Annotated in this window: 11 protein-coding genes; 8 read left to right on the top strand and 3 right to left on the bottom strand. The window is 55.8% G+C overall.

All coding sequences use genetic code 11. The features are described 5' to 3' along the window. The 3 genes from HGO41_RS25105 to HGO41_RS25115 form a co-directional block, all read left to right on the top strand. Positions 1 to 988, top strand: a 988-nt coding sequence (locus tag HGO41_RS25105) for a GH36-type glycosyl hydrolase domain-containing protein (protein WP_502947409.1), incomplete at its 5' end; no start/stop codon positions are given. 161 nt (positions 989 to 1,149) lie between these two features. Further along, positions 1,150 to 1,848, top strand: a complete 699-nt coding sequence (locus HGO41_RS25110; protein ID WP_013575603.1) for a response regulator — start codon at positions 1,150 to 1,152, stop codon at positions 1,846 to 1,848. Further along, positions 1,845 to 3,029, top strand: a complete 1,185-nt coding sequence (locus HGO41_RS25115) for a sensor histidine kinase (protein WP_112152452.1) — start codon at positions 1,845 to 1,847, stop codon at positions 3,027 to 3,029. The genes HGO41_RS25110 and HGO41_RS25115 overlap by 4 nt, the downstream gene beginning before the upstream one ends. Before the next feature lie 74 nt (positions 3,030 to 3,103). On the opposite strand, the gene HGO41_RS25120 is transcribed toward HGO41_RS25115, so the two are convergent. The 3 genes from HGO41_RS25120 to ychF form a co-directional block, all read right to left on the bottom strand. Continuing rightward, entirely contained in the window at positions 3,104 to 5,311 is a 2,208-nt protein-coding gene (locus HGO41_RS25120) for a TonB-dependent receptor (RefSeq protein WP_250981612.1), read from the bottom strand. 210 nt (positions 5,312 to 5,521) lie between these two features. After that, a complete protein-coding gene (yajD, locus tag HGO41_RS25125) occupies positions 5,522 to 5,869 on the bottom strand; it encodes an HNH nuclease YajD (RefSeq protein ID WP_013575600.1) in 348 nt (115 codons plus the stop codon). Positions 5,870 to 6,041: 172 nt separating this feature from the next. Further along, complete coding sequence (gene ychF / locus HGO41_RS25130) at positions 6,042 to 7,133, bottom strand: redox-regulated ATPase YchF (RefSeq protein ID WP_112198685.1); 1,092 nt, start codon at positions 7,131 to 7,133, stop codon at positions 6,042 to 6,044. Positions 7,134 to 7,351: 218 nt separating this feature from the next. On the opposite strand from ychF, the gene HGO41_RS25135 reads away from it, so the two are divergent. From HGO41_RS25135 to HGO41_RS25155, 5 genes are all read left to right on the top strand, one after another. Further along, complete coding sequence (locus tag HGO41_RS25135; protein ID WP_250981613.1) at positions 7,352 to 8,833, top strand: SulP family inorganic anion transporter; 1,482 nt, start codon at positions 7,352 to 7,354, stop codon at positions 8,831 to 8,833. A gap of 212 nt (positions 8,834 to 9,045) precedes the next feature. Then, positions 9,046 to 11,004 (top strand): protease modulator HflK, encoded by a 1,959-nt coding sequence (gene hflK / locus HGO41_RS25140; RefSeq protein WP_153375480.1) that lies wholly within the window; start codon positions 9,046 to 9,048, stop codon positions 11,002 to 11,004. Further along, positions 11,001 to 12,035, top strand: a complete 1,035-nt coding sequence (gene hflC / locus HGO41_RS25145) for a protease modulator HflC (protein WP_250981614.1) — start codon at positions 11,001 to 11,003, stop codon at positions 12,033 to 12,035. The genes hflK (HGO41_RS25140) and hflC overlap by 4 nt, the downstream gene beginning before the upstream one ends. After that, on the top strand, positions 12,032 to 13,075 hold the full coding sequence (hflK, locus tag HGO41_RS25150) for a protease modulator HflK (protein ID WP_250981615.1): 1,044 nt from the start codon (positions 12,032 to 12,034) through the stop codon (positions 13,073 to 13,075). The genes hflC and hflK (HGO41_RS25150) overlap by 4 nt, the downstream gene beginning before the upstream one ends. Before the next feature lie 11 nt (positions 13,076 to 13,086). Then, the coding region (locus HGO41_RS25155) for a heavy metal translocating P-type ATPase (RefSeq protein WP_250981616.1) at positions 13,087 to 14,752 on the top strand (1,666 nt) is incomplete at its 3' end.

The raw sequence follows: 14,752 nt of genomic DNA on the forward strand, positions 1-14,752 counted from the left end.
TTTTCACGCAGATGACCCCATACGAGATCGGAGGCCGGCTCGTGGGCGCGGAGAGGTGTATCAGAGACAGGTCTGGCTGGGCTTTTTCCTCTACGACGTTCTGCAACGTTATGGCGCACTGGCAGAAGAGCGCCAGGACATCGCTATCGCCACCCTGTGCCGCGAGCAGTCGGCGCTGCTGAAGCAAAACCTCAACAACCATGCGTGGGACGGTGAGTGGTATCTGCGCGGTTATTTCGACAGCGGTGAAACGCTGGGTTCGCATATGAACGACGAATGCCAGATAGATGCTATCGCGCAAAGCTGGTCGGTGCTTTCCGGAGCCGGTACACCTGAACGCACCGCCAGCGCCATGCGGTCGGTCGATCAGCGTCTGGTCGATAACGATGCGGGGTTGATCAGATTACTGACGCCGCCATTTGACGGCAACGGCCCGAATCCGGGGTATATCCGCGGATATCTGCCGGGTGTGCGTGAAAACGGCGGGCAGTATACCCACGGAGCTATCTGGGCGGTGATGGCGTTTGCCCGACAGGGCAACACCGAACGCGCCTGGGAACTGATGTCGATGATTAACCCGATCAATCACAGCCTCACGCCGGAGGCGGTCAGCCGCTATAAAGGGGAACCGTATGTGATTTCCGCCGATATTTATTCGGTCGATCCGCACAGCGGTCGCGCGGGCTGGAGCTGGTATACCGGTTCTGCGGGCTGGACATACCGGTTGATCACCGAATCATTGCTGGGCATTACACGCCATGGCGATGCTATCGCCATCCACAGCAAATTGCCTGCGCTGTGGCCGGAAGTCACGGTGACGTATCAGCAAGGCAGCAGCCGTTACCTGATAACGGTACGGCACAACACAGGCGACTACTGTGTCACGCTGGATGGCCATGCCCTGGACGGTGATCTGATCCCGCTGACGGATGACGGTAACGAGCATCAGGTGGTGGTCGAACTGGGGAGCCGGGCAGAAAATGCGTAAACAGGTAATGTGAAGCATTAGTTTTATGGATATCATTGTGATTCCTCATCATCTAAACGTATGGTTCGTAGCGGATTGCAGCCGCATCTGAAACCGGAAGTCGGGAGAGGCAGGGTCAGTAAACTGCCGGGAATTTATGATGAAACAGCCAGGGCGACTCAATGCAAACAAAGCGGATCCTGATTATTGAAGATGATGCCGATGCGGCAGACGTTCTCGATGCGTATTTAAAACGCGAAGGATATGACGTACAGATTGCCGGTGACGGTGTTTCCGGGCTGGAGCATGCGCTGCGCTGGAAGCCGGATCTCATTTTGCTGGATGTGATGCTGCCCGGGATGCGAGGCACTGATGTGCTGGCATCGCTGCGGCGTGAAAGCAGCACGCCGGTGATTATGGTGACGGCGATGGGCGACATGCCCGATAAAATTGGCGCGCTGCGCTTCGGTGCGGATGATTATGTGGTCAAACCTTACAACCCCGGTGAGGTGGTGGCGCGGGTGCAGGCGGTACTGCGTCGTGTGGCGACAGACGAAAACAACACGTCTGCTGTGTTGCGCTGGCAGGGTCTCGACGTGGATGTCGGGGCGCTGACGGCGGCGGTTAGCTCTGCCTCGGGCGAACCGCATTATCTTGATCTAACCCCGACAGAATTTGGCGTACTGAGCACATTAATGCGGGCACCAACACGCCCGTTCTCACGTCAGTATTTGCTGGAGCATTGCCTGCCGGAAAGCGAGGCGCTGGAAAGGGTGGTCGATACGCATGTCTATAATTTGCGTAAAAAACTCGAATCTGCAGGCATCGTTAACGTGTTAGTTAATGTGCGCGGCGTCGGTTACCGGTTCAGACAGCCATGAACCACCACTCTCACTATCAGTCCCTGTGGCGCTGGATTTGTGTGCGGATCCTGACGCTGGCCATCGGCAGTGTCGTTGTGATTGCTCTGTGCATGTGGCTGCGTTTTGTCATTGAGAATCTTTGGGTATTGCACCATATGTCTCCCGCACTCAGGGCAGAGTTTTACGTGCTGCGGGATAATCCGGATCTTAATCTTGCGCGGTTTCATGAGATTGTCGATCAGGGCTGGGGGGCGCGTTACTCCGATCCCTCCATCGCCTCGGCCGACTGGATCATGGTTGGCATCCTGGTCGTCGTGGTGACGCCGTTTATCGCTATTTTGGGATTAAAAGCCGCGCGACCGCTTTCGTCACAATTCAGCCGTCTGGCCCAGGTGGCGCGTGCGGTAACGCAGGGAGATTTTAATACGCGGGCTGAGCCGGTGAAAAATGCGCCGGCGGAACTGATTCAGTTCACGGATGATTTTAACGCCATGATGTTGCAACTTTCGCGTTATGAGCGGGAGCTGCGGGCCTCCCATGTGGCGATGGCGCATGAACTGCGCTCACCGCTCACGGCGGCGGTGGGGCGTTTACAGGGCATGCTGGACGGTGTTTTCCGCCCGGAGCCGCAGCAGTTGCAGATGGTGATGACACAGCTTTTGCATCTGAACCGTCTGATCGACGAACTGCATCTGCTGTCGCTGGCGGATGCCGGTCAGCTTAACCTCAGCAAGACAGAACTGGATCTGGCAGATCTGCTGCGCGAGCGGATGACCTGGCTGAAACCTCAGTCGACGAAAGCCGGTTTTGACATCGCCCTGACGCCGGAGACGCCGTGCCGTTATGTCGGTGACCCGTTCCGGCTCGGGCAGGTATTTACCATTCTGATGGAAAATGCGCTGCGTTATGCGCAGGAAGGACGGCGTCTGGACATCGCCATCGCGCCCCGCAATGGCGGTTATGACATAACGTTCCGGGACAAGGGTCCGGGTGTGGATGACAGTTTTCTGCCTGTTATGTTTGAACGCTTCAGCCGGGCGGACTCTTCCCGCGCACGACATTCCGGGGGCAGCGGATTGGGTTTATCCATCGCCCGTGCGATTTGTGAAGCGCACGGCGGGGGGATCCATGCGACGAAGCAAACACAGGGCGGGCTGATGGTCACGGTCAGTTTACCGCTGCCGGAAAACAGCCAATAAAAAATTCGCACGGCAATAAAAAAGGGGATGCTGAATGCATCCCCTTTTTATATCCGTATCAGATTATATCCGTATCAGAAGTCGTACGTCATGGAGACTTTGAGCGCGCGCGTTTTTCCCTGATAAATATAGGTTCCGGTGCTGTCGATATTTGACCAGTATTTTTCATTGGTCACGTTATCAACACCGGCACGCCAGACCATATCATTCTGGTTGATTTTGGTGCGGTAACGCACGCCAAGATCCAGAACGGAATAAGCGTCGATTTTCTTCGTGTTGGCTGAGTCTGCCCACTGTGAGCCGGAATGGTTCACCAGCGCGGTGGCCGTCAGGCCGTCAACCGGTTTGATGTCATATTCCGCACCCAGCACCAGGTTGTAGCGCGGCACGCCAATCGCATCTTTACCGTTATAGGTGTTGTCTTGGGTTTTGGTCATTTCCGGATCAATCCAGGTCGCGCTGCCGTTGAGACGCAGGCCCAGCACCGGTTCGCCAAAGACGTTCAGCTCCACGCCCCGGTTACGTTGTTCACCGTCCAGATTGTAGAATTTATTGCTGTCCAAAATGCCTGACGGTTTTTTGATTTCAAATAATGCCAGTGAACCGCCTGCACGCCCGAAGTCCGCTTTTACACCCACTTCGTTCTGTTTTGAATGGGCAATGCCGGTGGTTGAACCGTAGTTTTTCGCGTTATTCGGTGCCACATCGCCCGGCTGTAAAGACTCGGTGTGGTTGGCGTACAGGGAAATCACCTGCCACGGTTTATACACAACCCCGTACGTCGGCATCCAGCGGCTGTCGCTGTAACGTGATGACACGTCTTCAGCGCCGGTCGCATTGCTGTAATTACGGACGATCACTTTCTGATGACGTGCGCCGACGGTGAACAACAGGGTATCATCCAGGATGCCCAGCGTGTCGGTTAACAGATAGCCCTGAGTCCGGTTACGCCCGGTGGTCAGCGGGTCGTCATAATTACCGCCAGACAGATTAGGTGTCGGGTTCGGGACATTCGTGGTGTGATAAATATTGGTGTTTTCAGCATTGGCACCGTAGGCCATACGCCACGCCGTATTATTGCGTGAAGTCAGGGCGGAATAACCAAAATTCACCTTGTGGGTGATGAAGGCGGTATCGAAATTGCCGCGAATTCCCGCCATTCCGCTGAAATTATTGATGATGCGGTTGGTATCCAGACGACCAATCGTTGCCGTTCCGTCAGCATCTTTCAGCGCAGGGGAAGCATAGTCGCCGGTTTCATGCGAATGCTGTGCGCCAACGCCGCCATACACTGTCCAGTCATCAGTCACATCATATTCCGCTTTGGCCATACCAAATTCGGACTCAATATTGCTGTATACCCAGTCCTGACTGTAATTGTGACTGTTGGATGGCACTTTAGGGATGAAATCCACACCACTGATATTCACGCCAAGACGGGCGTCGTGGAAGGTTTTCTTTTGATAGCCCATGTCCACAGAGGTACGAAGGCGGTCACCGCGATAATCGAGGCCCAGTGAGGCTGCGGTGGTGCGTTTTTTCTCACCATCAATACCGGTTTCGCCTTCACGGTTAACGGCATTCAGACGGACACCGAACTGGTTGTCATCGCCAAAACGACGGCCCAGATCCAGGGTGCCACCAACCTGAGAAGAGGAGGTGTAATCCACGCCGACACGGGTCAGTGGCGCGTCATCCGCATGCTTCGGCTCGAGGTTGATCATGCCGCCTACGCCACTTGTCGCCGCGCCGTTCAGTAATCCGTTCGCACCTTTAAAGATTTCTACGCGGTCGATTAACGACGCATCCATCACCTGACGCGGCACCACGCCCGGCAATCCGCCATACGTCATGTCATCGCCATCGAGCTGGAAGCCACGAATGCGGTAGGTTTCGGCGAAGTTGCCGTATCCCTGCACGTTCTGGACGGTGGCATCATTGCGCACCACGTCAGCAATGGTCCGCGCCTGCTGATCCTGAATCAGTTTTGACGTGAAGCCGATGACGTTAAACGGCACATCCATTGCCTTCTGTTCGCCAAGCATGCCGAGGCGACCACCATGCGCCACCTGACCGTCCAGATAGGCCGGAACCAGCTCATTGCCGCCGGATTTGAATTCATTATCCGGCGCACTGACGATAGTCATGGTATCGCCTGTCGCCGCCGTTGAGCTGGTCGCCGGAGCAGGGGTGGTGGCCGCCATCGCAGGCATGCAGCTTACGCTGACGAAGAGTGCCAGCAGGGTCGGTTTAAACCCTGTGGGTGAAATTTTTTCGCGCATAATGTAACCCTAATGTAAAAAGGACTGAGAATCATTATTATTTGAATTTGCGATTATGCGCATGGCGTTTTGGGATGCAAGAAAAATATCAGGGGACTAACTTATGTGGCGGAAATCGCCTCGTTCATCATAAAAACTCCACGGCATCGCGTGGATTTGGGTGAATACCGGGGTTTTTAGTTTTGCTGGAGGAGCGGAGCGCAATCGACCCTATTTCTTCTTATTCAGCATCGCCTGTAAATCGGCAAACGGGTTGTAGGTGGCGGCACCGACATCATCTTGCGCATCTTCACCGGCCACCACCGTTGAACCGTACTGATCGGCTTCGGTGTACTTTGAATGCTCGTGGTCATGACAATACAGGCACAACAACTCCCAGTTACTGCCATCTTCCGGATTATTGGTATGATCATGGTCGATATGGTGAACCGTTAATTCACGCAGGTTTGAATACACAAACTCCCGCGAACAACGTCCGCACACCCACGGATAGATTTTTAGCGCTTTCTCGCGATATCCGCTTTCCAGACGCTGGTAGTTTTTTGGGATCAGTGCCATTGAGATGTTACCCGTTACAAAGAGAAAATTTACGATAGTGCCCTTAATATATCCCGTAACAGAGCGGAAGGAGAAATAAAAGAGGGAGCTGAGGGCGATTTTAGGGGGGGATAAAAAAGAAAAATCCACGCAAGGGCGTGGATTCTGTGTGGAGCGGAAACTGAAGTTCGGTTCAGACGTTGAACAGGAAGTTCATCACATCGCCATCTTTAACGATGTAGTCTTTGCCTTCTGAACGCATTTTGCCGGCTTCTTTCGCGCCTTGCTCACCTTTGTAGGTGATGAAGTCTTCGAACGCGATGGTTTGTGCGCGGATGAAGCCTTTCTCGAAGTCAGTGTGGATTTTACCTGCGGCTTGCGGAGCCGTTGCGCCGACAGGGATGGTCCATGCACGAACTTCTTTCACGCCAGCGGTGAAGTAGGTTTGCAGGTTCAGCAGTTCGTAACCGGCGCGGATCACGCGGTTCAGGCCCGGCTCTTCAATGCCCAGTTCAGCCATGAATTCTTCACGGTCAGCGTCGTCTAGTTCGGCGATGTCAGATTCAACCGCTGCACAAACAGCAACGACCACGGAGCCTTCGGCCTCTGCGATTTTGCGTACGACGTCGAGGTAAGGGTTGTTCTCGAAACCGTCTTCGTTAACGTTGGCGATGTACATGGTGGGTTTCAGCGTCAGGAAGCTCAGGTAGCGGATGGCCGCTTTGTCTTCCTCTGTCAGATCCAGTGCACGCAGCATGCCAGCGTTTTCCAACTGTGGCAGGCATTTTTCCAGTGCGGCCAGTTCTGCCTTCGCATCTTTGTCACCGCCTTTGGCACGTTTCTGCACACGGTGAATCGCGCGTTCGCAGGTGTCGAGGTCAGATAATGCCAGTTCGGTATTGATAACCTCGATGTCATCAGCCGGATCCACTTTGTTGTTAACGTGGATGATGTTGTCGTTTTCGAAACAACGCACAACATGGCCGATGGCTTCAGTTTCACGGATGTTAGTCAGGAACTGGTTACCCAGACCTTCACCTTTAGATGCGCCTTTTACCAGACCCGCGATGTCCACGAATTCCATGGTGGTTGGCAGGATACGCTGCGGTTTTACAATCTCGGCCAACTGGTCGAGACGCGGATCGGGCATTGGTACCACACCGGTATTCGGTTCGATGGTGCAGAACGGGAAGTTTGCTGCTTCGATACCCGCTTTGGTCAGCGCATTGAACAGAGTAGATTTACCGACGTTCGGCAGGCCGACGATACCGCATTTGAATCCCATGTTTTTCTCACCTTAATATCTTAATTATCAAACGATTAAATATAACCGCACGATGTAATGACCACAATTCCCCGCATTATACACGAGAACCGCATTTATCTCGATCCGCTTGTGGCCGCCACTGTTGTCAGTACACAGGATAAACCTTGCCTCGCCTGGTTCATTTTTAGATACTTGTCACAATTTTTTAACTGATCGGGAAATGTACCGGATGTTTTATGTTTAATCCGCGTGGTCTGAAGTTGTCTGAAATGAAGAACGAAACGCTGGCCGGATTTGTGGTGGCGGTATCAATGATCCCCGAAGCGGTCGGGTTTTCACTGGTTGCCGGATTGTCGCCGATTGTCGGTTTGCACACGGCGTTTATTATCGGGCTGGTGACGGCACTGTTCGGCGGTAAACCGGGCATGGTGTCCGGTGCAGCGGGATCCATTGTGGTGGTGCTGATGAGTCTGGCGGCACAACACGGTATGGGATACGTGCTTTGGGCGACCATTTTTGCCGGGCTGATTCAGATTCTGATTGGTGTTTTCCGCCTCGGGAAATTTATCCGGCTGGTGCCGTTACCTGCGGTTCACGGCTTTGTGAACGGGCTGGCAATTGTCATTATGCTGGCGCAGTTGCACATGATTGCCGGGCAGGGACTGCTGATGTACGGACTGGTGTTGCTGGCGATTCTGGTGGTGGTGCTGTTCCCGAAACTGACCAAAATTATTCCTTCTTCGCTGGCAGCGCTGATCGTCGTTTCGGCCGTAGCGATCGGTTTTAACCTGCACACCTTGCGCGTGGGTGACCTGGCAGATATTTCAGGGGCGTTGCCACACCTCAGCCTGCCGGTTGCGCCTTTCAATGTTGAGATGCTGAAAGTCGTGCTGCCGTATGCGGTAGTGATAGCGCTGGTTGGCCTGATTGAATCGCTGCTGACGATGACCGTGCTTGATGAAATGGGTCATCAGAAGGGCAACGGCAACCGTGAAAGTATTGCGCAGGGCGCGGGGAATACGATTTGCGGTCTGTTCGGTTGCTTCGCCGGTTGCGCGATGATTGGGCAATCGATCATTAATTTCACCTCCGGCGGTCGGGGGCGAATTTCCGGTACAGTCGGCGCCATTTTACTGATCCTGTTTGTGGTCAGTTTGTCCGGTTATATTGGCTTGCTGCCGGTCGCAGCGCTGGCGGGCATTATGCTGGTGGTCTGCTACAACACCTTTGAGTGGAGTTCGCTGCGCCGTCTTCGCCGCATGCCTAAAGCTGATGTACTGGTGATGCTGATTGTCACCGTCATCACGATTTTCACCGATCTTGCCGTGGCGGTGATCAGTGGCGTGATTATCTCTGCGCTGGTTTTTGCCTGGCAGCAGGCGCGTATCCGTGTGCGAGAGCATAAAACTAAAGGCGACCTGGCAGTGTATAAGCTGGACGGGCCGCTGTTCTTCGGATCTGCCGCGACCTTTGCCGAGCTGTTTAATCCTGAAAACGATCCGCAAAATGTAGTGCTGGATTTTGCCGGTACGCGGGTCATGGATTCGAGCGGAGTGGAGGCGATTGATAAACTGACCACGCGCTATCTCGATGCCGGTAAAACCATTCGCCTGCGTCATCTGAGCAATGATTGCGTGAGTTTGCTCAAAAAAGCCGGGCCATTCTGTTCTCACGAACTCGACGATCCGCAATATTACGTGGCTGAAGATAATCTCTGAAACCTCAAAGGTGTCGCTTAAAAACGGCACCTTTTTCGTTATTCACCCGCTTGTGGCCCTTTAAAGATAAATGCTTACAATTCGGGGCAAAAAAGCGGCCAAATTCATATCGCTGAAAATTCTGTAATGTTATACCGTTACGCCCGGTCAACTTCGCACTAACTGGCTTCAGGCCTGCGCTGCGGGGTATTTTTTCCACTGCCGGAGCGGACATGAGTACAGACAAAGTATCCGGGACGGATAACGCCAGTAAACAGCTGCGCTTTCAGTCTGCCGCCACCCACACGCGTTGGCTGAGCGGGCTGATCAACCCCATTATGGTGATCAGCAGCGTGATGTATCTGATCTTGCTGATGCTGTATCTGGTCTCTCCGGCATCGGTGTGGCCCTGGGTGACCGGCAACATCATGGCGGCGATGTGGGTTTGCGCTGCCTCCCTGCAATGTGCCCGGCGTATCTCCCGCTGGCGGACGCAACAATTTGCGCCTGCTGTTGAAACCGCCATGCCGGAAGCGTCTTCCGGATTTTCCCAACGTCTGATTTCCCGCCCCTGGATGCGTCCTGTTTTACGTTATGTTGACGCGCATGTGTTCTTCCAGGCGCTTCCTGCGTTTGCCGCAATTGTGCTCATCAGTGTGTTATGGCAGTTGCCAATACCGGCCAATGACGCCGGTGAGGCGGGGTATTTTGCCGGTTCGGTATTCATTCTCTGCGCCTTTGCTGTACTGGTTCTGGAGCGTCACTGGACGCTAAAAAACCCGCTGGAATGGCCGGAAGCGGCAAAGCTCGCACCGATGATGCGCATGATGATTGGCGTGTTTTTGCTGAGTGCATTAGCCCTGATGTTTGCCCGTGAGGCTTCGGTGTGGCCTGCTCACCTGCTGATGCTCACCGGATTATTACCGGGGTTGGTGGCGCTGGAGCTTTTCCTGCGGGCGCTGATGGCGATGTTTTCGCCGCCGCGTGAGGATAAAGAGCCGGAGTTTATTGCGGGCAGCCTGCTGGCCGCGCAGATTTGCTGGCCGCCGCGTCCGTTACAGTTTGTGCAAAACGAACTGCATCAGCATTTTGGTATCGATCTTCGTCAGATCTGGGCGTTTCATTTTATGCGCCGTGCACTGTTACCGCTGGCCGCAATCTTGTTGCTGACCGGTTGGCTGCTGACGGGCATCAGCGAGGTGCCGCTGACCCAGCGCGGAATTTATGAATCCTTCGGCAAACCGGTGGCGGTCCGACAACCCGGTTTACATGCGGGTCTGCCGTGGCCATTTGGCCGTACGCTGATGGTTGATAACGGCGAAGTACATGAACTCACCACCGGTTCCGAAGAACCGGTCACCACCACACCGGTCACGGTGGCTGATACCGCCGAAGGCCCGGCGCCTGAAAGCGCAAACCGTCTGTGGGACTCCGGCCACAGCAGCGATAAATCACAAATCATCGCCAGTGCCACCCGTGACAGGCAAAGTTTTCAAATCATGAATATGGATGTCCGCTTTGTGTACCGCATCGCCATGAATGACGGCGCGGCGATGGCGAGCCTCTATCACACCGACAATATGCCGGTGCTGATCCGCAGTATTGCCAACCAGGTGCTGGTGCATGATTTTTCCTCGCGTACGCTCGACAGCCTGCTGGGAAGTGATCAGACACGCCTTGCCGCAGATATTGGCCGGAAAGTACAGAACCAGCTTGATCATCTCAACAGCGGCGTGGAACTGCTGGCTACGGTGATTGAATCAATCCATCCACCTGCGGGTGCGGCGGATGCTTATCACAGCGTACAGGCGGCACAAATTCTGGCACAAAGCGCCATCGCCGGTGAGAAAGGGCAGGCCTCGCAGCAACTGAATGCGGCACAGCAATTTGCCCGTCTGGCGCAGGATACCGCCAGTGCACAAAGCCACGAAAATCTCGATCAGGCACAGGTCATGGCGTTGCGCTTTAACGCAGAAAATCAGGCGTATCAGGCTGGCGGACAGTCGTTCCTGACCGACCGTTATTTTAGTCAGCTGATTCTGGCGATGCAGCAGCATCCGGAAGTTCTGATTGTTGATCACCGTATTGGCGGCGGGACTTCGCCGGTGCTGGATCTGAGAAATTTTACCCTGCCATTTACGCCCGGAGCGGATAAAGCGGCGCATTCTGTCAACGCGGAGACTACCCGGTGAATGATTCCCAACAACCTGAAGCCCACGGACACGATCACGATGCACATGGCGGACATCATCACGGTGCCGGACATCACCATCATCACTCCGCCCCGACGGCCCCTGGACTCTGGCGACGGGTTACGATTGCTATCGTACTGGTGGCACTGATTGCCGCCACCGCCTGTCTGGTGCAGGTGCGTTCCGGCGAAGCGATGGTGATCACGCGCTTTGGTAATCCGGTGCGTGTGCTGTTGCAACCGGGGCTGGCATGGCATCTGCCGGTGCCGCTGGAGACCGCGATCCCGGTGGATTTACGTATCCGCACCACGTCCAGTGGGTTGCAGGATGTCGGCACCCGCGACGGTCTGCGGATCATTGTTCAGGCTTATACTGTCTGGCAGGTGAAAAACGATCCCCAGCATGTGCAGCGTTTTATCCGCGCGGTACAAAATCAGCCGGATATGGCCGCCGCGCAGATACGAACGTTTATTGGTTCGGCGCTGGAAACCACCACCAGCGGTTTTGCACTGGCTGATCTGGTTAACACTGATGCCAGTAAAATCCGCCTTTCCGGTTTTGAACAGCATTTGCATGATCAGATCGCCCGCCAGTTGCTCGACAGCTATGGCATTGAACTGGTGCAGGTCGGCGTTGAACGGCTGACATTACCGTCGGTGACGTTAGATGCCACCGTGGATCGCATGCGGGCAGAACGGGAAACCATTGCCACCGAGCGGTCCGCCGAAGGTAAGCGTCAGGCGGCTGAAATCCGGTCTTCCGCCGAACGCGATGCCCGTGTGATTAAGGCCGATGCGTCGGTCAGCGCAGCCAATATTGAAGCGCAGGCGCAGGTTCAGAGCGCGGCGATATACGCTAAAGCCCGGACCAGTAACCCCGAATTGTACGATTTGTTGCGCTCGCTTGACACGCTCAACAGCGTGATCACGCCGGGCACCCGGCTGGTGCTGCGCACTGATGCCGCACCGTTCCGGCAACTGGTTGAAGGTCCGCCCGCTTTGCCCGCCGCCAGCAACGGGCCGCGGCCATGAATCCGTTGTCCCGCTTTCAGGGGAATGCGTGGTTTCAGGCAGGACGCATAGCCTGTCTGGCGCTGTTTGCCATGACGCTGATTGCCGCCGCGAACTGGCTGTTCTCCAATGTGCGGCAGATAGAGCCGGATAAGCGCGCGGTGGTGATGCGCTTTGGTGCGGTTTCCCGCACGGCGGGAGCCGGGTTGTTGCTTGCGTGGCCGGAACCGCTGGAGCAGGTAGAAATTTTACCTGCCGCTGACCGGGTAATCGAGCATCACGTGACCGCGTTGCTCAGAGAAAACATTGTGCCTGCGTGGACCAATACCGGCGGCGAGAAAAGTGATGCCGTCGCGGGCGCGGGGTATTTGCTGACCGGTGATTCCGGCGTGGTTCAGCTGGATGTGCAGGTGTATTACGTGATTACCGATCCGGTGGCGTTTGTGTTGCAGGGTGAACACGTGTTACCGGCCCTGGATCGTTTAACCGAGCACGCGGCGGTGGCGATTTGTGCCTCACGCGATCTGGATACCATTCTGGTCGCGCGGCCGGAAATGGTGGGTAACGACAGCCATATCGCCGAACGACGGGAACGGCTGCGCGGCGATTTACGTCAGGGCATTAATCAGCAACTCGCCGCCCTGAGAGCTGCAGGCAGCAACCCCGGTATCGAAGTCCGTCGCGTTGACGTGCAGTCTTCTCTGCCACCGTCGGCGGTTGAGGCGTTTAATGCCGTACTGACAGCCAGTCAGCAGGCGGATCAGAACATCGCCAGCGCGAGTAATGAGGCTGCCAGTGTGCATCAGGAGGCGGTTCAGGCGGCAGATCGCACCTTACAGGTCTCCCATGCCAAAGCCAGCGAACAGATAGCCCGGGCTTCCACGGAGACTGCAACCGTGGTGCAACTGGCGAATGATCATTCACCTGAATTACTGTGGCGTCTGTGGCGTGAACGGATGCCGGCAATCCTTGCCCATGCGGGCGGCGTCACTGCCGTTGATCCCCATGACGATGCACATCTGATCCTGCCGGGGCCAGACCGTCCATCCTCTCAACCCTGAGGTATTGCCCTGTGACTTCTTTTACTTCTGAAGAACCGGCAGCGAAAAGCGTGCTGTTAACGCGCCATGAACAGCGAAGCATGGCTGTACAGCTGCTTCTGGCGATGGCGGCGTTTGGTCTGCTGCTGTGCGGCTGGATCTGGCAATGGTTGTTTCCACAGCAAAGCGATGTCGGGCAAATTCTGTTTGGCGTGGCGTCATTGCTGGTGGCGGTTCCTGTGCTGCGCTCGGCAATTTATAGTTTGCGCAGCCCCAGCCTGCACGGCGTCACCGATCAGTTGATTGCGCTGGCTATGCTTGGCGCGTGGGCCACAGGAGACCTGATGACCGCCGCGTTGCTGCCGGGCATTATGATTTTTGGTCATATTCTGGAAGAGCGCAGCGTTATCGGTTCGCAGGAAGCCATCGATGCGCTCAGCCATCTGACCCGCAGCCGCGCCCGGCGGGTTTTGCCCGATGGTGAGATTGAGGAAATCGATAACCACCGGTTGCGAACCGGTGACCGGATTGAAGTGCGCGCCGGTGACCGGTTGCCCGCCGATGGCCGTGTGTTATCAGGTCGCGCCAGTCTCGATACCGCACCGATCACCGGCGAATCGGTGCCACAGGAAGCCTGCGCGGGTGACGATGTGTTCGGCGGCGCCATCAACCTCGACGGATTGCTTTGCGTTGAAGTCACGCGCACCGGTGCGGATGCTACGCTCGGAAAAGTGATTGCGTTGATGCAAAAAGCGGAGCATGCCAAACCGCCGATCACCCGTTTGCTCGAGCGTTACGCCGGGCAATATCTGGTGCTGATTTTGCTGATTGCGGCGGCGACCTGGTTTATCACCCGTGATGCTCACGCCATGCTGGCGGTACTGGTAGCGGCCTGTCCGTGTGCGCTGGTGCTTTCCGCACCCGCCACCGCAATTGCTGGTATTGCTGTTGCCGCGCGTCACGGCATTCTGATCCGCAGCTCCGCTTTTCTTGAGGAACTGGCGGATCTGAATGCCATTGTAGTGGATAAAACCGGCACGCTGACCCACGGTGAACTGCATCTGCAACGTACGGTGCTGGCCGAGCATCAATCCTCTGACGCCGTGCTCAGTCTGGCGGCCAGTCTGGGCGCGGCGAGCAGCCATCCGGTCAGCCGTGCGCTGTCTAAGTTACTGCCGCGTGAACAATACTTACCGCTGGAAGACGTGTCGGAACAGCAGGGTATGGGCGTGCGGGCGCAAACTGCGCAAGGCGAGGCGTTGTTAGGGCGCCCGGCATTCTTCAGCCAGAACACTATCGCGATGACCGTCGTACCTGAACATGACGGGCCGCTGGTTGGTCTGGCGCTGAACGGGCATTTTCTCGGCTGGCTGTTGCTGGCAGATTCATTGCGGCCTGAGGCGCACACGGCGTTAGCTGAACTGCGTCAGCTTGGCCTGCAGCGACAACTGCTGCTGACCGGCGATCGCGCCAGCGTGGCTGAGCGTATTGCCGGAGAACTGGGCATCAGTGATGTGGTGTCGCAGGCTTTACCGGAAGATAAACTGCATCAGGTCTCCGCTGAAATTGTGCAGGGTTACCGCCCGATGGTGGTCGGTGACGGCATTAATGATTCGCTGGCGCTAAAGGCTGGGGTGGTGGGGTTTGGGTTGGGGGGTGTAGGTTTTACCGGGGGCCCAGCCCACGTGCGCGTGTCGA

Origin of the sequence: Rahnella sp. CG8, from assembly GCF_023701875.1 — a bacterium.
Lineage (GTDB): Bacteria > Pseudomonadota > Gammaproteobacteria > Enterobacterales > Enterobacteriaceae > Rahnella > Rahnella aceris.